At 61.6% G+C, this 18849-nt stretch carries 18 protein-coding genes; 7 read left to right on the forward strand and 11 right to left on the reverse strand.

All coding sequences use genetic code 11. The annotated features are described in order from the left end of the window. Positions 1-493: 493 nt before the first annotated feature. Both PSFL_RS06635 and PSFL_RS06640 read right to left on the reverse strand, forming a co-directional pair. Entirely contained in the window at positions 494-1549 is a 1056-nt protein-coding gene (locus PSFL_RS06635; protein ID WP_057439453.1) for a permease, read from the reverse strand. A gap of 52 nt (positions 1550-1601) precedes the next feature. Beyond that, positions 1602-2303 carry a hypothetical protein gene (locus PSFL_RS06640; protein ID WP_057439452.1) on the reverse strand — a complete coding sequence of 234 codons (702 nt, stop codon included), beginning with the start codon at positions 2301-2303 and terminating at the stop codon, positions 1602-1604. A 255-nt stretch (positions 2304-2558) separates the two neighbouring features. Here PSFL_RS06640 and PSFL_RS06645 point away from each other — a divergent pair, with 255 nt between their 5' ends. The 4 genes from PSFL_RS06645 (at position 2559) to PSFL_RS06660 (ending at position 6501) form a co-directional block, all read left to right on the forward strand. After that, the gene (locus tag PSFL_RS06645) at positions 2559-3257 is read left to right on the forward strand and encodes a glutathione S-transferase N-terminal domain-containing protein (protein WP_057439451.1); all 699 of its coding nucleotides are present in this window, start codon (positions 2559-2561) and stop codon (positions 3255-3257) included. 3 nt (positions 3258-3260) lie between these two features. Then, positions 3261-4103, forward strand: coding sequence for a PhzF family phenazine biosynthesis protein (locus PSFL_RS06650; RefSeq protein ID WP_397469832.1), 843 nt, complete (start codon positions 3261-3263; stop codon positions 4101-4103). A gap of 212 nt (positions 4104-4315) precedes the next feature. Continuing rightward, positions 4316-5290, forward strand: a complete 975-nt coding sequence (gene hemB, locus PSFL_RS06655) for a porphobilinogen synthase (protein ID WP_057959111.1) — start codon at positions 4316-4318, stop codon at positions 5288-5290. A gap of 125 nt (positions 5291-5415) precedes the next feature. Continuing rightward, a complete protein-coding gene (locus PSFL_RS06660) occupies positions 5416-6501 on the forward strand; it encodes a DUF1615 domain-containing protein (RefSeq protein WP_170060318.1) in 1086 nt (361 codons plus the stop codon). Positions 6502-6503: 2 nt separating this feature from the next. On the opposite strand, the gene PSFL_RS06665 is transcribed toward PSFL_RS06660, so the two are convergent. After that, complete coding sequence (locus PSFL_RS06665; protein WP_057439448.1) at positions 6504-7283, reverse strand: DUF4349 domain-containing protein; 780 nt, start codon at positions 7281-7283, stop codon at positions 6504-6506. Positions 7284-7452: 169 nt separating this feature from the next. Here PSFL_RS06665 and PSFL_RS06670 point away from each other — a divergent pair, with 169 nt between their 5' ends. Next, on the forward strand, positions 7453-7869 hold the full coding sequence (locus tag PSFL_RS06670; protein WP_170060317.1) for a PaaI family thioesterase: 417 nt from the start codon (positions 7453-7455) through the stop codon (positions 7867-7869). 180 nt (positions 7870-8049) lie between these two features. Here PSFL_RS06670 and PSFL_RS06675 read toward each other — a convergent pair whose 3' ends face one another. The 3 genes from PSFL_RS06675 to PSFL_RS06685 are packed head-to-tail and all read right to left on the reverse strand — an operon-like array spanning position 8050 to position 10635. Beyond that, complete coding sequence (locus PSFL_RS06675) at positions 8050-9231, reverse strand: acetyl-CoA C-acetyltransferase (protein ID WP_170060316.1); 1182 nt, start codon at positions 9229-9231, stop codon at positions 8050-8052. A gap of 11 nt (positions 9232-9242) precedes the next feature. Further along, the gene (locus PSFL_RS06680; RefSeq protein ID WP_057439446.1) at positions 9243-9902 is read right to left on the reverse strand and encodes a CoA transferase subunit B; all 660 of its coding nucleotides are present in this window, start codon (positions 9900-9902) and stop codon (positions 9243-9245) included. 34 nt (positions 9903-9936) lie between these two features. Continuing rightward, the gene (locus PSFL_RS06685) at positions 9937-10635 is read right to left on the reverse strand and encodes a CoA transferase subunit A (protein WP_010211319.1); all 699 of its coding nucleotides are present in this window, start codon (positions 10633-10635) and stop codon (positions 9937-9939) included. 132 nt (positions 10636-10767) lie between these two features. On the opposite strand from PSFL_RS06685, the gene PSFL_RS06690 reads away from it, so the two are divergent. Further along, positions 10768-11670, forward strand: coding sequence for a LysR family transcriptional regulator (locus tag PSFL_RS06690; protein ID WP_057439445.1), 903 nt, complete (start codon positions 10768-10770; stop codon positions 11668-11670). Positions 11671-11790: 120 nt separating this feature from the next. On the opposite strand, the gene PSFL_RS06695 is transcribed toward PSFL_RS06690, so the two are convergent. After that, positions 11791-12120 (reverse strand): hypothetical protein, encoded by a 330-nt coding sequence (locus tag PSFL_RS06695; protein WP_029296579.1) that lies wholly within the window; start codon positions 12118-12120, stop codon positions 11791-11793. 332 nt (positions 12121-12452) lie between these two features. Here PSFL_RS06695 and PSFL_RS06700 point away from each other — a divergent pair, with 332 nt between their 5' ends. Further along, complete coding sequence (locus PSFL_RS06700) at positions 12453-12641, forward strand: hypothetical protein (protein ID WP_115128540.1); 189 nt, start codon at positions 12453-12455, stop codon at positions 12639-12641. 7 nt (positions 12642-12648) lie between these two features. On the opposite strand, the gene PSFL_RS06705 is transcribed toward PSFL_RS06700, so the two are convergent. The 4 genes from PSFL_RS06705 to PSFL_RS06720 form a co-directional block, all read right to left on the reverse strand. After that, entirely contained in the window at positions 12649-13089 is a 441-nt protein-coding gene (locus PSFL_RS06705; protein ID WP_057959116.1) for a CBS domain-containing protein, read from the reverse strand. Positions 13090-13213: 124 nt separating this feature from the next. Beyond that, positions 13214-15163, reverse strand: coding sequence for a DNA topoisomerase III (locus PSFL_RS06710; RefSeq protein ID WP_397469833.1), 1950 nt, complete (start codon positions 15161-15163; stop codon positions 13214-13216). Positions 15164-15392: 229 nt separating this feature from the next. Then, positions 15393-17018: an MFS transporter gene (locus tag PSFL_RS06715; RefSeq protein ID WP_057439443.1), complete on the reverse strand. Its 1626-nt coding sequence runs from the start codon at positions 17016-17018 to the stop codon at positions 15393-15395. 100 nt (positions 17019-17118) lie between these two features. Then, the gene (locus tag PSFL_RS06720) at positions 17119-18765 is read right to left on the reverse strand and encodes a GMC family oxidoreductase (protein WP_057439442.1); all 1647 of its coding nucleotides are present in this window, start codon (positions 18763-18765) and stop codon (positions 17119-17121) included. Positions 18766-18849: the final 84 nt, after the last annotated feature.

An 18849-nucleotide genomic window follows, 5' to 3' on the forward strand; every position in this document is an offset into this window, starting at 1 on the left:
CTGATCGTCGAGGCGTGTGGGTACCCCTGTGGGAGCGGGCTTGCCCGCGATGGTCGTTAACGATGACAAATGAATACCTGACACTCTGATGTGTTCTTTCGGGCGTCATCGCAGCGATGCGGCGATCCGACAAGCCAGCTCCCACAGGGAATGCAGTTTCGCGCTTTGGGATTGCTGTTGCTCTGCTTTTGATCTGGCTTTTGATCTTGATCTTAGGCGCCCCGTTAAACCACGATGGCCGCAGGCAGGTATTGCGCGGCGGGCCCACGGAGCAATGCCTGACTGCGGGCATGCCGAGCCTAGGCGAGGCACCGAGTGGTGGGGCAAAAGCGCTTTGCTTACTTTCGCGCTCTTCGAAAGTGAGCCGCCGTAAGGGCGGAACCAATAGCCGCCGTGACCGCAGCAACGGATATGTACACAGACCCAACAAGCACTAGATAAAAGAGTTGTGTAGATACCTATGCTGCGATGAGGCCCTGACAGTCAACCCTTCCTAAAGGACGACCACCGCCACCAACCCGCACACCACACCCATCAGCATGGTCAGCCCGGCCACCGTCACCAGCACCCGCGTATCGAAATCCTTGCGCAGCATCAACAGCGACGGCAGGCTCACGCTCGGCAGGGTCATCAGCAGTGCCACCGCTGGCCCGGTGCCCAGTCCCAGGGCCATCATGGTCTGCACAATCGGGATTTCTGCGGCGGTGGGGATCACAAACAGGGTGCCGACGATCGCCAGGGGCACTAGCCACAGCAGGCTGTCGGCCATCGCCCCGTCCACGTGTGGGAACAGCCACACCCGCGCTGCGCCCAGTAGCAACACCGCCAGGATGTAGATCGGGATGGTGCTCCAGAACAACTGCCACAGGGTGCGCAGCCAGCGGCTGAGGAACGGCTGGGTCTCGGTGCCGCTGACGTCGGCCACGGCCTCCAGTGCTACCTGGGGCACCTGCTCGGGGCGGGCGATGCGTTGGGCGATCAGCGCGACACCGATCACCAGCACGACACCGGCCACCAGGCGCAGGGCGGCAAAGTCCCAGCCCAGCACAAACCCCATAAACACCAGGGTCGCGGGGTTGAGCACCGGGTTGGCCATCCAGAACGCCAATGCTGCACCCACCGACACTTGTTGACGACGCATGCCGGCGGCCACCGGCGCGGCGCAGCAACTGCACATCATGCCCGGCAAGGCGAACAGCCCGCCACGCACCGTGGAGCCCAGCCCGGCGCGGCCGAACAGGCGCAACAGCCAGTCCCGTGGAATCAGCACCTGCAATAACGAACCGAGAATCACCGCCAGCACGGCGGCTTTCCAGATCGCCAGGAAATACACCTGGGCATAGGCCAGGGCGGCCGCCAATGGCGAGCCCTGCTGGTCATTGAGAATCGAGTTGCCGATGCTGTGGCTGTCGGCCGCGACAAAGGCCTTGAAGTAGTAGGGCGACCACTTCACGTAATACAGGCCGACGCAGGCCACCAACAGGAACAGCGCCGGTTTCCACCAGAAGGACCAGCCGCGAGCAGGGCTGGCAGAGGTGAGGTTAGACATGGTCAAGATCCGCAGATAAGTCGATAGCGACGCATCATACGCGGTCCCGGTGTCAGGTGTCGGCGGCTACGTGCGTTGCATCCGGGCAAGTCTGCAAGCCGTTATCCAGGCCTTGCTTGTAGTTGCGGCTGAGCAGGCTGGCCTTGCCGTTCTGCCAGGTCAGGGTCAACACGTACAGGGTGTCGAAATCGCCGCCGGACCAGTCTTCGGTGATGGTGTACTTCTCACCGACCGCTTCACTGGCCACCTTGTTGATCAATTCCGGCAGGTAGCCATGGGACCAGGCCGTGTAGATGGTGGAGTTGTGGTACTTGTCCTCCATCAATTCGTCAGCCAGGTCGCTGGTATCGTTGGCCGAAAACTCGATGTTCACCGGCAGCCCGAGTTTGATCGCGCTGGGGCTGATGGTCATCAATGGCCGAATGTAGCTGTAGGAATTGTCGAACTCGCCTTCCTCGACATTGCGCGTCGGGTTGGCCGCGAACACAAAGTCGGCAGCGCCGAATTTTTCCGGCAATACCGTGGCCAGGTTCATTGCGCGGTTGAGGCCCTGGCAATTGAGTTGGCCCAGGCCGCCCACAGGCTTTTCACCATGACGCAGGAACACCAGGGTTTGCACGCCGTTCTTCGGCTCGGCGCTGCTTTCGCGGGCTTCGAAAGCCAGCATCAAGGCACCGCCGACGAACACCGTTGGCACCAGGAAATAAGCATATTTTTTGAAACGTTTGCCAAGGCACAAAGGCTTGATTTTCATTAGTGGTCGAGTCTTCGGTGCGTCGGATCAAGGCTGGAAGGCCCAGCCACAGCGATGCTCCAAGCAACGTGCGGTTTTCCGTGACAGTTATGGCGGTATGCCTCCATTCAACCGTTCAAGCGCTTCTAAGAGTGCGCCAGGGCGTTTTGGTTCGCTTGGTGCAAGAGATTAACCAGCGCATGTTGCGAATTGAAGACCGATGCAGGCGCGCCGCCGGATGGCTATCATGGGTTTTTCTCACCTTGAGGTATATCGATGATTTCAGCTGCAGCGTTTCCGATTATTACCAAATGGCCAGCTGAGCATCCTGAACGCCTGCAGCTGTACTCGTTGCCGACGCCCAATGGGGTCAAAGTCTCGATCATGCTCGAAGAGGTGGGCCTGGCCTATGAGGCGCATAAGGTCAGCTTCGATACCCAGGACCAACTCTCGCCCGAGTTTCTGTCCCTGAACCCCAACAACAAGATCCCGGCGATCATCGACCCCAACGGTCCCGGCGGTGAGCCGCTGGCGTTGTTCGAGTCGGGGGCGATCCTGATTTACCTGGCAGAGAAAACCGCGCAACTACTGCCCCAGGCACCCGCCGCGCGCTACGAAACCCTGCAATGGCTGATGTTCCAGATGGCCGGGATCGGGCCGATGTTCGGCCAGGTCGGTTTCTTCAATAAGTTCGCCGGCAAGGCCTACGAAGACAAGCGCCCCCGCGACCGCTATGCCGCTGAAGCCCGACGCCTGCTGGAGGTGCTGGAAAAACGCCTGCTGGGCCGCAGCTGGATCATGGGGGATGAGTACAGCATCGCCGATATCGCCACCTTTCCCTGGATCCGAAACCTGATTGGCTTCTATGAATCGGGCGATCTGGTGGGCATCACCGACTTCCCCAATGTACTGCGCGCGCTGGATGGCTTTGTCGCCCGGCCGGCGGTGATCCGTGGCCTGAACATTCCGAGCTGACCCATGCCGACTTTTGATTTCAAGCAACTGGACGTGTTCAGCAGCGTGGCGCTCAAGGGCAACCCGCTGGCCGTGGTGCTGGGCGCCGATAGCCTCAGTGACCAGCAGATGGCTGACTTCGCCAAGTGGACCAACCTCAGCGAAACCACGTTCCTGCTGCAACCGCGCGACCCGCGTGCGGATTACCGGGTGCGGATTTTCACCACCGTGCAGGAGCTGCCGTTCGCCGGCCACCCAACCCTGGGCAGTTGCCGGGCGTGGTTGCAGGCCGGTGGTGTGCCCCGGGGCGACGAGATCATCCAGGAATGCGAGATCGGCCTGGTGCGCATCCGTCGCCAGGGCGAGGAGCTGGCGTTTATCGCGCCACCCTTGCTGCGTTCAGGGCCGTTGGATGCCGAGTTGCTGGAGCGTGTGCGCCTGGCGCTCAACCTTGAGCCCGAAGCGATTGTGCGCAGCCAGTGGGTCGATAACGGCGCCGGTTGGCTGGCGCTGATGTTGACGGACCGGCAGACGGTGCTGGAGTTGCAGCCGGACTATTCAAAACTGCTCGGGCTGGCGGTGGGCGTGGTTGCTCCGTGCGACCCGACGCGCGACGAGGTGGATGCGCAGTTTGAAGTGCGCGCGTTTATTGCCGGTGACGGCGCCCCCGAAGACCCGGCCACCGGCAGCCTTAACGCGGGTGTCGCACAATGGCTGCTCGGTGCGGGCCTGGCCCCCAGCGAATACGTGGTCAGCCAGGGCACGGCCATCGGCCGCGCCGGGCGTATTCGCGTGCAGCAGCAGGGCGATGAGATCTGGATCGGCGGCGCCGTCTCGCTGTGTATCGAAGGGCGCCTGGGCCTGTAACGCCGTAACGCACCTGTGGGGAAGGGGGCAGCTCGGTCTCTACAGGTCACTCGTTGCTGCTCCTGCTTGTTTAGCCTAGACCGCATTGTTACGTGAATGGCAAAACACCGTTATGGCCGCCGTATTTGTGCTCTCGGTCAATCCGGGCATAAGCTTTCGCCCTTAAGCTAGCGGCCTTGCCACGTGCCCTGGCCTTTTTTGTAGGAAACCCCATGTCCAGTCAGTTCCCCGAAGCCCGTTCCCGCCGCCTGCGCCGTTCCCCTGAGCTGCGCAGCCTGTTCCAGGAAACCGAGTTCACCCTCAATGATCTGGTATTGCCGATTTTCGTCGAAGAAGAAATCGATGACTTCGTGCCGATCACCAGCATGCCCGGCGTGATGCGCATCCCCGAATCGAAACTGGCCAGTGAAATCGAGCGCTTTGCCCGTGCCGGGATCAAGTCGGTGATGACGTTCGGCGTGTCCCATCACCTGGACGCCAGCGGCAGCGATACCTGGAACGAGCGCGGGCTGGTGTCGCGCATGTCGGCGATCTGCAAGGACGCGGTGCCGGAAATGATCGTGATGTCCGACACCTGCTTCTGCGAATACACCGACCACGGCCATTGCGGCGTGATGCACGGCAATGAAGTGGACAACGACCGCACCCTGGCCAACCTGGGCAAGCAAGCGGTGGCGGCAGCCCGTGCCGGTGCCGATGTGATCGCGCCGTCGGCCGCGATGGACGGCCAGGTCCAGGCCATTCGCCGGGCGCTGGATGCGGCCGGGTTCAGCCATATCCCGATCATGGCGTACTCCACTAAATTCGCTTCGGCCCTGTATGGCCCGTTCCGCGAGGCGGGTGGCAGCGCGCTGAAGGGCGACCGCAAAAGCTACCAGATGAACCCGATGAACCGCCGCGAAGCCGTGCGCGAATCCTTGCTCGATGAGCAGGAAGGGGCCGACTCGCTGATGGTCAAGCCGGCCGGTGCTTACCTGGACATCATCCGCGACATCCGCGAAGCCTCGCGTTTACCGGTGGCGGCGTACCAGGTCAGTGGCGAATACGCGATGATCAAGTTCGGCGCCCAGGCCGGCGCCATCGACGAAGCGCGGGTGGTGCGCGAAACCCTGGGTTCGATCAAGCGCGCCGGTGCGGACCTGATCTTTACCTACTTTGCGATGGACCTGGCGCTCGCCGGTATCTGATCCCAGCGCATGTACTGTGGGAGCCGGCTTGAGGGCGCCATCGCGGGCAAGCCCGCTCCTGCAGGGGGTGGGCGTGGGTTTGTGAGATAGTGGGCACTTTCAGCGACTCACAGGACACCCCCCGCATGCTTTCATCCCGGCTGACTCTCGGCCTGGCCGCCTTATTGGTGCTGGCCGGCTGTTCGACCCAACGCAGCCAGCAACTCCCCGAACGCAGTGAGGCCGAGGTCAAGGCGCAGATTGTGCGACTGATGCCGGCCAGGGTGCCGGATCGTGCCGGTTGGGCCCAGGATATCTACACGGCGCTCGACAGCCAGAAGATCTACCCCAGCACCGAAAATATCTGTGCGGTGCTGGCGGTCACCGAGCAAGAGTCCACCTATCAGGTCGACCCGCCGGTGCCGAACATGGGCAAGATCGCCCAGGATGAAATCCTCAAGCGTGCAGCCAAGGTGCATGTGCCGGCCGTGCTGGTGCGCACCGCGTTGCAACTGCGCTCGCCTACGGGTAAGTCCTACGCCGACCGCCTGAGCGCTGCGCGTACCGAGAAGGACCTGAGTGGGATCTTTGACGACTTTATCGGCACAGTGCCGTTGGGCCGCACCTTGTTTGGCAGTTTCAACCCAGTGCATACCGCAGGCCCGATGCAGGTGAGCATTGCCTTCGCAGAGCAGCAGGCGCGCAATTATCCCTACACCGTAGACGGGAGCATTCGCCGCGAAGTGTTCACCCGGCGTGGCGGCATGTACTTCGGCATTGCCCATTTGCTGGGTTACCCGGTGAGCTACGAGAAGCCGCTGTACCGCTTTGCCGACTTCAACGCCGGTTGGTACGCCAGCCGCAATGCCGCGTTTCAGGCCGCGGTCAGCCGTGCTTCCGGGACCCGCCTGGCGCTGGATGGCGATTTGATCCGCTATGGCTCGATCATGCCCGGCACCACGGAGTTGGCGGTGCGCTCACTGGGCAAGAAGCTGGACATGCGCAACCCGAGCATTCGCAGCCAGTTGGAGCAGGGTGATCGCCTGGATTTTGAACAGACCACCCTGTACCAGCGAGTGTTTGCCCTGGCCGAGAAAGCCGAAGGCAAGCCGCTGCCACGGGCGATCCTGCCGGGGATTGTGCTCAAGAGCCCGAAGATCACCCGTAACCTCACCACGGCCTGGTTCGCCAAGCGCGTGGATGAGCGTTACCAGCGCTGCATGAAGCGCTGAGGTCAGGGGCGGCGCTTGACCAGCTTGCGCCACAACCAGACCCACAGCCACAACACCGGGAAGGCGAGGATCACGAACGGCAGCACGTAGCTGGAGCGTTCCAGGGCATCGGCGGTGCCGTCGACCAGGTTGTCGCCGAGGTTGCCGAACATCCGCGCAAAACGTGATTGCTGATGCTCGCCGTCGGATGGACTGAAGTTCAAGGTCACGCGGTTGGTGTCCAGGCGCCGTTGCTGGCCGGCGGCGATCTGCGCCAGTTCCTGCAGCTCGTTTTCGATGGAGGCCTGTTCCTTGGTCAGGGTGATCAGGTCACCCACGGTGATGTCCTTGCGCGCCGCCAGTTCATCCAGGCGTTTTTGCTGGGCCTGCAAACGTTCCTGGCGACGGCGCACATCGGCCACCGCGTCGGCCAGGTCTTCGGCGCTGGTGATGCGCTGGCCCAGTTGCCCACCCTCGGCCACCATCTTCACCAAGGGTTCGACCCCGCTGGGGGCGATGCGCAACACGATCGTGCCGCCGTCGCTGTTCTCTTCGATACGCAGGATGTTGCAGGCGCCGAACTGTGCCGACTCGCAGGCTTGGCGGGTGGCCTGCATGCGCGGCGCGAGCAGGGCCAGCGGCATCGCCAGGCTCAACTCGTGTTCATAGGCCAGCAGCGCGCCGGCCCGGCCCTGTTCGCCATTGATCGGCGTCGACTCGGAATACTCCTTGGGCGAACAGCCGCCGAGCAGCAGGGCGGCCAATAACATCAATGCAGTAGATCTGCCTTCCAGGTGGCGCATTACGGTTCCTTCAAGTGTGCGGGATAAAGTGCGCGGCGATTAAAGCCGGTTTGCCCGGCGAACGCAAAGCGGGTGCAGGCTTATCGTCACAGATTTACCCGGTTGATCATGCTGGTTGCATCCACCGGAGCAGGTTAAACCTCGGGCCCGGTCACAAGGAATATCCACCATGACTCACGTCCCAGAAGGCTTTATTCCCTTGCCCCGCAGCAGCCCGCTCCTGGATTTGCTGGGGCCGGTGTATTGCCGTGGCGAGGGCCTGCACCTGCAACTGGGCCTGCGCGCCGACAACCGCCATGCCAACGGGCGCGGCACAGTACATGGTGGCGTGCTGGCGACCCTGGCGGATGTCGGCATGGGGTACGCCATGGCATTTTCCAGCGACCCGCCGTTGCCGTTGATTACCGCGAGCATGACCCTCGATTATCTGGGGGCGGTGCAGGTGGGGGAGTGGATCGAGGTGCAACTGGAGCACCACAAGCGCGGACGGCAGATGGCGTTTGCCACGGTCAGCTTGCAGGTGGGGGAAAAGGTGGTGGTGCGGGCCACCGCGGTATTTTCCGTGCCGCAATCCAATGGACGCTAGAAGTCTAATGTGGGAACTGGCTTGCCTGCGATAGCGGTGTATCAGTCAATGCTGCCGGTGACTGCCCCTCCGCTATCGCAGGCAAGCCAGCTCCTACATTGGAGGGGGTTCGCAAATCAAATAGGCAAAAAAAGGCCCGGCTTTTCGTGGAGCCGGGCCTCTTTCATGTTGCTCGTTGAATCAGTCGCGCTCAAGGGCCAGTGCCACGCCCTGGCCGCCGCCGATGCACAAGGTCGCCAGGCCTTTCTTGGCGTCGCGCTTGAGCATTTCATGCAGCAGGGTCACCAGCACACGGCAGCCTGAGGCGCCAATCGGGTGGCCAATGGCAATCGCGCCGCCATTGACGTTGACCTTGGCCGCGTCCCAATCCAGTTCCTTGCCCACTGCCAGCGCCTGTGCGGCGAAGGCTTCGTTGGCTTCGATCAGGTCCAGGTCGGCCAACTGCCAGCCGGCCTTGTCCAGGCAACGAAGGGTCGCGGACACCGGGCCAATGCCCATGATCGCCGGATCGACACCCGCATTCGCGTAGCTGGCGATACGCGCCAGCACCGGCAGGCCGAGGGCCTTGGCTTTATCGGCACTCATCAGCAACACGGCGGCGGCGCCGTCGTTGAGGCTCGACGCGTTGCCGGCGGTGACGCTGCCGTCTTTCTTGAAGGCCGGTTTGAGTTTGCCCAGGGATTCGGCGGTAGTGCCGGCGCGGGGCTGCTCGTCCACCGCAAAGGCAATCGGGTCGCCCTTGCGCTGGGGAATCAGGATCGGGGTGATTTCATCGGCAAAGCGCCCGGCTTCAATCGCCGCGGCCGCTTTTTGCTGGGAGGCAGCGGCGAAGGCGTCCTGGGCTTCACGGCTGATGCCGTACTTGTCCACCAGGTTCTCGGCGGTGATGCCCATGTGGTAGTCGTTGAACGCGTCCCACAGGCCGTCGGTGATCATGCTGTCGACCATCTTCGCGTGCCCCATGCGCAGGCCGGTGCGGGCGGCGGGCAGCACGTACGGGGCCAGGCTCATGTTCTCCATGCCGCCGGCGATAATCACCTCGGCGTCACCGCAACGGATGGCCTGTGCGCCCAGGTGCAGGGCCTTGAGGCCCGAGCCGCAGACCTTGTTCAAGGTCAGGCTGGGCACTGCGTGTGGCAGGCCGGCAAGGATCGACGCCTGGCGTGCCGGGTTCTGGCCCGAACCTGCGGTCAGGACCTGGCCGAGGATCACTTCGTCCACTTGCGCAGGGTCCAGGCCGGTCTGCTCCAGCAGGCGGCGGATCACGGCGGCGCCCAGTTCCGGTGCCGGGATGCCGGCCAGGGCTCCTTGAAAGCTGCCCACGGCGGTGCGGGTGGCAGCAACAATCACGACGTCTTGCATGGAATCTGTCCTCACTGGAAGTGCATTTCTGGAACGTGGTCCGGGACGATCAGTTTACCGGCGGTCTTGCTCACAATCTCTTCAACGCTGACGCCAGGTGCGCGTTCCTTGAGGACAAAAGCGCCATTTTCGATTTCCAGGTACGCCAGGTCCGTCAGCACGCGCTTGATGCAGTGGGCACCGGTCAGCGGCAGGCTGCACTGGCTGAGCAGCTTGGACTCACCGTCCTTGGAGGCGTGGGTCATGATCACGATGATGTTTTCTGCGCCGGCCACCAGGTCCATGGCACCGCCCATGCCCTTGACCAGCTTGCCGGGGATCATCCACGAGGCGATGTTGCCGTGTACGTCCACTTCAAAGGCGCCGAGTACCGTGAGGTCTACGTGGCCGCCGCGAATCATTGCGAAGGACTCGGCCGAGGAGAAGATCGAGGCGCCGATACGCGCGGTGACGGTCTGCTTGCCGGCGTTGATCATGTCGGCATCAATGGTGTCTTCGGTAGGAAACGGTCCCATGCCCAGCAGGCCGTTTTCCGATTGCAGCATCACTTCCATGCCTTCGGGAATGTAGTTGGCCACCAGGGTCGGGATGCCGATGCCGAGGTTGACGTAGAAGCCGTCCTGCATTTCGCGGGCGACGCGTTGAGCCATTTGTTCGCGGGTAAGAGCCATGGTGCTGTTCCTCTTATTGTTCGGGCTGGGCAGATTATTTGCGGACGGTGCGCTGTTCGATGCGCTTCTCGAAGGTGCCGCAGATGATCCGGTCGACGTAGATGCCAGGGGTGTGGATCTGCGCCGGGTCCAGCTCGCCCGGTTCGACGATTTCCTCGACTTCGACCACGGTGATCTTGCCGGCGGTGGCGGCCAGCGGGTTGAAGTTCTGGGCGGTGTGGCGGTAGATGACGTTGCCGAAATGGTCGGCTTTCCAGCCTTTGACGATGGCGAAGTCGCCGGTGATGGATTCTTCCATCAGGTACGGGCGACCATTGAACTCGCGGGTTTCCTTGCCTTCGGCGACGGGCGTGCCAACACCGGTGGCGGTAAAGAACGCCGGAATGCCCGCGCCGCCTGCACGCATTTTTTCGGCCAGGGTGCCCTGGGGCGTCAGCACGACTTCGATTTCACCGCTGAGCAGTTGCTTCTCGAACAGGGCGTTTTCACCGACATAGGAGGCGATGACCTTGCTGATCTGTTTTTCTTCGAGCAATACACCCAGGCCAAAGCCATCGACGCCGCAGTTGTTGGAGACCACCGTGAGGTCGCGGGTGCCTTTGCGCTTGATTTCGGCGATGAGGTTTTCCGGGATGCCGCACAGGCCAAAGCCGCCGGAGAGTACGGTCATGCCGTCTTCCAGGCCTGCCAGCGCTTCTTCATAGGACGCCACGCGTTTATCGAAACCTGCCATATGCACCTCTTTTATTGTTTGTGGTCCAGCCAGTGACTCGAGTGTTGCGCTGACAGATTGATTTGTTAAGTTGTTTTTTAAGGTTGATTGATTTAAAAAACAGCACAATCGCCAAGCCGTAGGAGCAGCGTCATGACAGTTAAACAGATGCGGGCCTTTCTTGCCGTGGCCCAGAGCCTGAGTTTTGCCGCCGCCTGTGAGCGCCTGCATTTGTCCCAGTCGGCCCTGAGCCTGACCATCAAGGGCCTGGAGGAGGGCCTGGGCGGGCGGCTGTTCAGCCGCAATACGCGCAACGTCGCGCTGACCCCTGAAGGCGAATCCCTGTTGCCCCTGGCTCGCCGGTTGATTGCCGACTGGGACAATGCCGAGGATGAACTGCGCCAGCGTTTTACCCTGCAGCGCGGGCGCGTGACGGTGGCGGCGATGCCGTCGTTTGCCGGCAACCTGCTGCCGCCGATCCTGAAGGTGTTCCGTGCGCGGTTTCCCCAAGTCAATGTCACGGTGCACGATTTGATCAATGAGCAGGTCCTGGAAATGGTCCGTGATCGCCAGGTGGAACTGGGTGTGGCGTTTGAGCCTTCACCGGGGTCGTCGCTGGCCTTCACCCCGCTGTATCTGGACCGCTTTGTCGCAGTGGTGCCCGGCGACTCGCCGCTGGCGGACATGACCGCGATCGACTGGAAAACCCTGCTGGCGCAACCGTTCATTACCTTGCAGCGGCCTTCCACGGTCCGGGTGATGCTTGAGGAGCACCTCGGCGCGTTACAGATGAAACTGCCGGTGGCGTTGGAAAGCCATCAATTGGCAACCGTGGGCAAGATGGTTGCCAGCGGCCTGGGCGTCAGCGCCGTGCCTGCATTGTGCGCACAGCAGATGGAAGAGGCGGGGGCCCGTTGCATCACCTTGTGTGACCCGGTGATCGAGCGGCCGATTGGGGTGCTGACCAAACCTGGGCATGAGCTGTCGGCGGCGGCGCAGGCGCTGTTTGATATCTTCCGCGATGAAGCGGGGAAGGGGCGATTCCCGGGGATTTAAGTCGACACAAACAAATGTGGGAGCTGGCTTGCCAGGGATAGCTATTTAACACTCAACAACTAGGTTGATCGTTAAACGGTTATCTCAGGCAAACCAGCTCCCACAAAGGTCTAGTTATTCTTAGTAGTAGCGGTCAATCACTTTAACTTGCGAGTTGTCCTTGAACGACTCCCAGGCATTGTTAAGTGTATCGAAGACCTGCTCGATAAAGTTGCGATCGGCAGCTGCTTTTTTACCAACATAACCCTGGCCGCGGCGGTACATCTTCAGGCGCGCCGCCAGTTCACGGTTATTGCGGTCGAACTCGGCTTCTTCGGTATGGGGCGCCAGGCAGTCAATTTGCACTTCGCCCGATTTGCCAATCCACAGGATATGGTCGTCGAGTGTGTCTTTCTGCGCTGCGAACATCTCAGCCAATTCATCAATAGTTGGTTGGTTGTTCAGATTCATGTGTAAGCCCCTTGACCAGTTGGCGATCTTCAGTTGATTCGTTAATTCACGTTAGTTGTCTCCGGCTATGAAAACCGGGCGTCAGAAACGGTCTGCCAAATACGGGCAGGGTCTTGAACCTGATGCATGTAGTGTTTCTGAAGAACTGCTACGCAATGGTTTCATAACGAAGACAAGCAGCATTTGAGCTTCTTGTACCGATCCTTTCGGGCCGGTCAGCTTCATCAATCTGCCTTGTGGGCAGTGCACATCCGGAAAAACAGCTCGGCGGTCAGACGAGCTTGTTCAAAACGCTTGTTACCAACGCTCCCGATCCGGGAGACGCTTGAATCATGCAAGCTCAAAATGGTTACGTCAACGGTTATGTAGTGATTATTTTTGCTCACTACATATTTTTTGCAGAAGAGAGGGTGGTCTGGGGAAAGGTGACTTGGGCGTCACTTTTTGTGCCGGGGAGTCGGGGGGTTGCGCTGCTGTGGGAGCTGGCAAGCCAGCTCCTACATTGGATTTGTGGTGCTTAGGGGAATGCTATTCGCCGCGGATGTACTGTTCCAGTTGCTGGATCAGTGCCGCCTGCTCGGCGATGGCTTCCTTGACCAGGTCACCGATGGACAGCAGGCCCAGCAGTTCTCCTTCTTCCACCACTGGCAGGTGGCGCAGGTGGCCGTCAGTCATGATGCCCATGCAATCTTCGACGCTTTTGTGGGTGTCCACGGTGATTGCCGGGGAACTCATCACCTGGTGGACCTGAGTGGTGGTCGAGGACAGTCCATGGAGAATCAGTTTGCGCGCGTAGTCGCGCTCACTGATGATGCCGACGACCTTGCCGTCCTTGACCACCGGCAAGGCGCCGACGTTCTTCGCTGCCATCACCACCAACGCTTCAAACACGGTGTGATTCCACTGGATGGTATGGACTTCCTGATTCTTCTGGTCCTTGGACTTGAGCAGTTGTGCGACGGTCTTCATGGTGTCCACCCCGGTTTTGTTATTAGGCAGTGCCTACAGAATCCTCGACCGCTGGCGCCAGGGCAAGAGCCAAAGCGGCGTATATCCGCTTGAAAAGCGTCATTACCTGACTTTTTTTGCAATTTCAGCCCTTGTTTGCCGGTTTTACCGCCCGTTTCGGGCTGGCGGCGGTCTTGCGGCTGGCCGGCTTGCGTTTGTTTTTCCAGGGGGTGGCACCACGACCTGCCGGGCTGGCCGGGCCGCTGATGGTCATTTGCATACCATTGCAGCGGGCCACTTGCTTGCTCATCCAGGCGGCCTGTTTGGCGACGAACTCTTCCAGGCTCATCTCACCGCTCTGCACCATGTCCAGGGCCTGCTCCCAGATGGCGGTGGTGCCGGGATCGGCAATCGCCCTGGGTACCGCGTCGATCAGGCTGAAGGCCGCCGGTGTGGCAGACAGCGCCTTGCCGGTTTTCACCAAGTAACCACGGTCCAGCAGGCCCTGGATGATCCCGGCCCGAGTCGCCTCGGTACCGATGCCGGTGGTGTCCTTTAGCTTTTGTTTGAGCAGCGGGTCTTGCACCAGTTTGGCGACGTTTTTCATCGCCTTGATCAGGTCGCCTTCGGTAAAGGGCTTGGGTGGCTGGGTCCACAGGTCCTTGAGGTTGACCTTGGCCACAGCGTAATCCTGGCCCTGCACCAGCGCCGGCAGAGGCTGCGGCGCCGGCGCCTCACGGCCTTGGCTCGGGGCCAGCGCTTCGGGCAACGCACGCTTCCAGCCGGGTTCCACCACCACTTTACCTACGGCGCGCAAGGCTTCGCCGGCACAGTCGAAGTCCGCCTGGGTGCGGTCGTATTCGTGATTGGGCAGGAACTGCGCCAGGTATCGGGCGCGGACCAAGGTGTAGACGGCGCGGTGTTTGCCGGTCAACTGCGCAAGATCTTTGCCGGCGCCGGTAGGAATAATGCCGTGGTGGGCGCTGACCTTGGCATCGTTCCAGGCGCGGGAGCGGCGCTGCGCATCGAGGTGTGGCATCAACGCGCTCACCGCCGGGTCGGCACGGCCCAGTGCCGCGAGAATCGTCGCCGCGTCGCCATGCTGGCTCACGGGCAGGTAACCGCAGTCGCTGCGCGGGTAGGTGATGACCTTATGGGTTTCGTAGAGGGACTGGGCGATATCCAGGGTTTCCTGGGCGCCGAGCCCGAGTTTCTTCGAGCAGATTTCCTGCAGGGTGCCCAGGTCAAAGGGCAGGGGTGCCACTTCGCGCATGCGTTCGGTGCGCAGCTTCACCAGGCGTGCGCTGGCCGCGTTGCTCATCGCCGTCGCCGCGTGTTGTGCCCGCTCCGGGTTGAGGCAACGGCCCTGGTCGTCACAGATATCGTCGGCGGCGCGCCATTGCGCGATAAAACGCATCTGCTGGTGCAGCAACTCAACATCAATGGCCCAGTAAGCCACCGGGACGAAGTCGGCAATGCTGCGGTCGCGGTCCACCACCAGGCGCAGGGTCGGGGTTTGCACCCGCCCAACGGGCAATACACCTTGATAGCCGGACTGACGGCCGAGCAGGGTAAACAGGCGGCTCATGTTCATGCCGATCAGCCAGTCGGCACGGGAGCGGCCCAGGGCCGAATGGTAGAGGCTGAAGGTGTCTGCGCCAGGCTTCAACGATGCCAGGGCCTTGCGGATCGAGGCATCGTCGAGCGCCGACAGCCACAGGCGCTGGATCGGCCCGCGATAGCGGCAATGCTCCACCAGTTCGCGGGCGATCATCTCGCCCTCGCGGTCGGCATCGGTGGCAATCACCAGTTCCCGGGCTTCCCCCAGTAGGCGCTTGACCGCCTTGTACTGGCTGGCGGTCTTGGGCTTGACCGTCATCTTCCATTTTTCCGGGACGATGGGCAGGTCAGCCAGCACCCAGCGCTTGTACTTGGCGTCGTAGGCATCGGGCGGGGCGGTTTCCAACAGGTGGCCGATGCACCAGGTGACGGTGACGTCCGTGCCCAGCCAGCAACCATCGCCCCGGCGCCGGGCGCCAAGCACGGCCGCGATATCCTTGGCCTGGGAGGGTTTTTCACAGAGGAACAGCCGCATGCTCAGCCCATTCGTTACACAGTTGAATGGGCGAAGGATGGGCAAAAGAAGGCAATTGAGCAACCTTTATCTGGATGGATATACAGCAATTTGTGTGGGCGGCGGGAAACCAATGTGGGAGCGGGCTCGCCCGCGATAGGGGGGGTGCCAGTCAGTACATTCATTGACTGACCCACCGCTATCGCGGGCAAGCCCGCTCCCACAAGGGATTTACAGGGTTTGCGGGAGATTAGTTTTTATCCAGATCCACGTTCTTGGTTTCCTTCAGGCACAGCAGCCCGACGATCAGGCTCACCCCGGTAATCACCACCGGGTACCACAGCCCGTAGAAGATATCGCCGGTGTACACCACCAAGGCAAACGACACGGTCGGCAGGAACCCGCCAAACCAGCCGTTACCGATGTGGTAGGGCAGGGACATGGAGGTGTAGCGGATCCGCGTCGGGAACAGTTCCACCATCAGTGCGGCGAGTGGGCCGTAGCACATTGCGGCGATCAGGATCAGGGCGACGATCAGCACCACCACCATGGTTTTGTTGACCTGGGCCACGTCTGCCGATTTCGGGTAGCCGGCCAGGGTCACGGCGCCGCGCAGGGCGTCTTCGTCGTAGCCGTCGATGCGCACATCGCCGATGCTGACTTGCACCGCGCTGCCGGCAGGTGCGGCTTCGCTGCTGTAGGGCAGGCCCTGTTTGACCAGGAAGGTCTTGACCTTGTCGCATGGGCTGTCAAACCGCGCCTTGCCCACCGGGTCGAACTGGAAGGTGCAGGTGGCCGGGTCTGCCAGCACGGTGATCGGGGCCTGGCGGCTAGCCTGGTCCATCGCCGGGTTGGTGTAGTGGGCCAGGCCCTTGAAGATCGGGAAGTACAGCGCGGTGGCCAGCAGCAGGCCAACCATCAGTACTGGTTTGCGCCCCCATTTGTCCGAGAGCCAGCCGAAGAAGATAAAGAACGGCGCGCCAATCACCACGCTGATGATCAGCAGCATATTGGCCAGGGCCGGGTCCATCTTCAGGAACTGGGTGAGGAAGAACAGTACATAGAATTGCGCGGCGTAGAAGGTCACGGCCTGGCCGGCGTTGATACTGAACAGCGCAATCAACACCACCTTGAGGTTTTGCCAGTTACCGAACGACTCGCGGATCGGGGCTTTGCTGGCCTTGCCTTCCTCTTTCATTTTCAGGAACGCGGGGGATTCGTGCAGGCTCAAGCGGATCCAGGTGGAAATCCCCAGCAGCACGATGGACAGCAGGAACGGCAGGCGCCAGCCCCAGACTTCAAACTGATCGCCCGTGAAATAACGGCAAGCCAGTACCACCAGCAACGACAGCAACAGGCCGAGGGTCGCGGTGGATTGAATCCAGCTGGTGTGGAAGCCGCGTTTGCCGGCGGGGGCGTGCTCGGCGACATAGGTCGCGGCGCCGCCGTATTCACCGCCCAGGGCCAGGCCCTGGAGCATGCGCAGCACTACCAGGATGATCGGCGCGGCTATACCAATGCTGGCGTAGGTGGGCAACAGGCCCACACAGAAGGTCGCCACGCCCATCAGGACGATGGTGGCGAGGAAGGTGTACTTGCGTCCGATCATGTCCCCCAGGCGGCCGAACACCAGCGCGCCGAACGGCCGCACCACAAAGCCGGCGGCAAAGGCCATCAGGGCGAAGATAAAGGCCGTGGTGTCGTTGACCCCGGCAAAAAATTGCTTGCTGATCACCGCCGCGAGGGCGCCATAGAGGAAAAAGTCATACCACTCGAACACCGTCCCCAGGGACGAGGCGAAGATGACCTTTTGCGACTCCTTGCTGCTGACAGTGGCGCCAGGCATGGCGTCCAGGGGTTGAGCACGTTCTGACATGGGGTAGCCCTCACAGTGATTATTTATTGTTGTTCCACTGTCGGCGCCAACTTCAGCGCCGCTCTTGTCCTGTAGGTGCGAGCAAACTCGCGCCTACAGGTCATGCCGGTGTTGTCTGTTCTCTTTCGGGGGTGAGGTTCCTTGTTTGAGGGGACAGAATCAGTTGCGCGGCTTTTTCCGCGATCATCAGGGTGGGTGAGCAGGTATTGCCGGAGGTGATGCGCGGCATGATCGAGGCATCGGCGATGCGCAGGCCGGGCACGCCGTGCACGCGCAACTGGGCATCGACCACCGCGTCTTTATCCGGGCCCATGCGGCAGGTGCCAACCGGGTGAAAAATCGTGGTGCCGATCCGCGCCGCCGCCTCTTGCAATTGTTCATCGCTTTGCAAGGCCTCACCGGGCAGGTATTCCACCGGGTTGAAGGGGCGCAGGGCCTGGGCGCCGACAATGCGCCGGGTCAGGCGGATGGCATCGGCGGCCACGCGCAAGTCTTCGGGATGGCTCAGGTAGTTGGGCTGGATCAATGGCGGCGTCGCGGGATCGGCCGAGCGGATATCAATGCGTCCGCGACTCTGCGGGCGCAAGTCGCAAACCGACGCAGTAAATGCCGGGAACGCGTGCAGCGGTTCGCCAAAGCGTTCCAGCGACAGTGGTTGCACGTGGTATTCGAGGTTGGCCGAAGTCTGTTCCGGCCCCGAGCGGGCGAAGGCGCCGAGCTGGCTGGGCGCCATGGACAGCGGGCCGCTGCGGTCATACAGGTATTGCAGGCCCATGCCCATCTTGCCCCACACGGAGCCGGCGATCTGGTTCAGGGTGCGGGCGTTTTCCAGTTTGTAGATCAGCCGCAGTTGCAGGTGGTCCTGCAGATTGCCACCGACCCCTGGCAGTTCGTGCAGGACCTCGATGCCCAAGGGCTTGAGGATGCTCGAAGGCCCTATCCCGGAGCGCTGCAGGATGCCGGGCGAACCCACCGCCCCGGCGCACAGGATGATTTCCTTATGGGCTTTCCAGGTCACCCCTTGCCCTAGCTGGCGGCCCACCACCGCACTGGCGCGGCCGTTTTCCAGGAGTACACGGTCGACTTCCACGCCGGTGAGCACCGTGAGGTTGGCGCGCTGGCGGATGGGCTTGAGAAACGCCTTGGCCGCATTCCAGCGTACGCCGCCTTTCTGGTTGACCTGGAAGTAGCCACACCCTTCGTTATCGCCCTGGTTGAAGTCGTCGATGCTGGCGATGCCACTTTGCTTGGCGGCTTCGCGGAAGGCGTCGAGGATCGGCCAGTGCAGGCGCTGTTGCTCCACGCGCCACTCGCCGCTGTCGCCATGTAGGGGCGAGGCGCCGGCAAAATGGTTTTCGCTTTGCTTGAACAGCGGTAATACATCGTCCCAGGCCCAGCCGGGGTTGCCTTCGGCGGCCCAGCCATCGTAGTCGTTGGCCTGGCCGCGCATGTAGATCATGCCGTTGATCGACGAGCAGCCGCCCAGCACCTTGCCCCGTGGATAGCTCAGGGCACGACCTTGCAGGCCGGGTTGGGTTTCGGTCTTGAAGCACCAGTCGGTGCGCGGGTTGCCGATGCAGAACAGGTAGCCGACGGGGATATGAATCCAGGGGTAGTTGTCGCGCCCGCCCGCTTCAAGCAGCAGCACACGATGGGCAGGGTTGGCGGACAGTCGATTGGCCAGCAGGCAGCCCGCAGGGCCGGCGCCTACTACCACGTAATCGTATTGCGCAGGTGCAATAGTCATCTGGGGTCTCGCTTGTTTTTCTTATTGGCTCCATCCTAGTTGTTAGTTTTCGTCTTAAAAATGTTAGTTTTTACCCAGCTGCTG

The sequence above is a fragment of the Pseudomonas sp. DD1 genome (assembly GCF_044510355.1).
Classification (GTDB): Bacteria; Pseudomonadota; Gammaproteobacteria; order Pseudomonadales; family Pseudomonadaceae; genus Aquipseudomonas; species Aquipseudomonas shahriarae.

Excerpts from the sequence above, each read along its gene's own strand:
- PSFL_RS06710 (WP_397469833.1), bottom strand. The coding sequence starts at position 15,163 with ATGCGGCTGTTCCTCTGTGAAAAACCCTCCCAGGCCAAGGATATCGCG.
- PSFL_RS06665 (WP_057439448.1), bottom strand. The coding sequence starts at position 7,283 with ATGCGCCACCTGGAAGGCAGATCTACTGCATTGATGTTATTGGCCGCC.
- PSFL_RS06675 (WP_170060316.1), bottom strand. The coding sequence starts at position 9,231 with ATGCAAGACGTCGTGATTGTTGCTGCCACCCGCACCGCCGTGGGCAGC.
- PSFL_RS06705 (WP_057959116.1), bottom strand. The coding sequence starts at position 13,089 with ATGAAGACCGTCGCACAACTGCTCAAGTCCAAGGACCAGAAGAATCAG.
- PSFL_RS06715 (WP_057439443.1), bottom strand. The coding sequence starts at position 17,018 with ATGTCAGAACGTGCTCAACCCCTGGACGCCATGCCTGGCGCCACTGTC.
- PSFL_RS06645 (WP_057439451.1), top strand. The coding sequence starts at position 2,559 with ATGATTTCAGCTGCAGCGTTTCCGATTATTACCAAATGGCCAGCTGAG.
- PSFL_RS06690 (WP_057439445.1), top strand. The coding sequence starts at position 10,768 with ATGACAGTTAAACAGATGCGGGCCTTTCTTGCCGTGGCCCAGAGCCTG.
- PSFL_RS06685 (WP_010211319.1), bottom strand. The coding sequence starts at position 10,635 with ATGGCAGGTTTCGATAAACGCGTGGCGTCCTATGAAGAAGCGCTGGCA.
- PSFL_RS06680 (WP_057439446.1), bottom strand. The coding sequence starts at position 9,902 with ATGGCTCTTACCCGCGAACAAATGGCTCAACGCGTCGCCCGCGAAATG.
- PSFL_RS06700 (WP_115128540.1), top strand. The coding sequence starts at position 12,453 with ATGCAAGCTCAAAATGGTTACGTCAACGGTTATGTAGTGATTATTTTT.
- PSFL_RS06720 (WP_057439442.1), bottom strand. The coding sequence starts at position 18,765 with ATGACTATTGCACCTGCGCAATACGATTACGTGGTAGTAGGCGCCGGC.
- PSFL_RS06650 (WP_397469832.1), top strand. The coding sequence starts at position 3,261 with ATGCCGACTTTTGATTTCAAGCAACTGGACGTGTTCAGCAGCGTGGCG.
- PSFL_RS06660 (WP_170060318.1), top strand. The coding sequence starts at position 5,416 with ATGCTTTCATCCCGGCTGACTCTCGGCCTGGCCGCCTTATTGGTGCTG.
- hemB (WP_057959111.1), top strand. The coding sequence starts at position 4,316 with ATGTCCAGTCAGTTCCCCGAAGCCCGTTCCCGCCGCCTGCGCCGTTCC.
- PSFL_RS06670 (WP_170060317.1), top strand. The coding sequence starts at position 7,453 with ATGACTCACGTCCCAGAAGGCTTTATTCCCTTGCCCCGCAGCAGCCCG.
- PSFL_RS06635 (WP_057439453.1), bottom strand. The coding sequence starts at position 1,549 with ATGTCTAACCTCACCTCTGCCAGCCCTGCTCGCGGCTGGTCCTTCTGG.
- PSFL_RS06640 (WP_057439452.1), bottom strand. The coding sequence starts at position 2,303 with ATGAAAATCAAGCCTTTGTGCCTTGGCAAACGTTTCAAAAAATATGCT.
- PSFL_RS06695 (WP_029296579.1), bottom strand. The coding sequence starts at position 12,120 with ATGAATCTGAACAACCAACCAACTATTGATGAATTGGCTGAGATGTTC.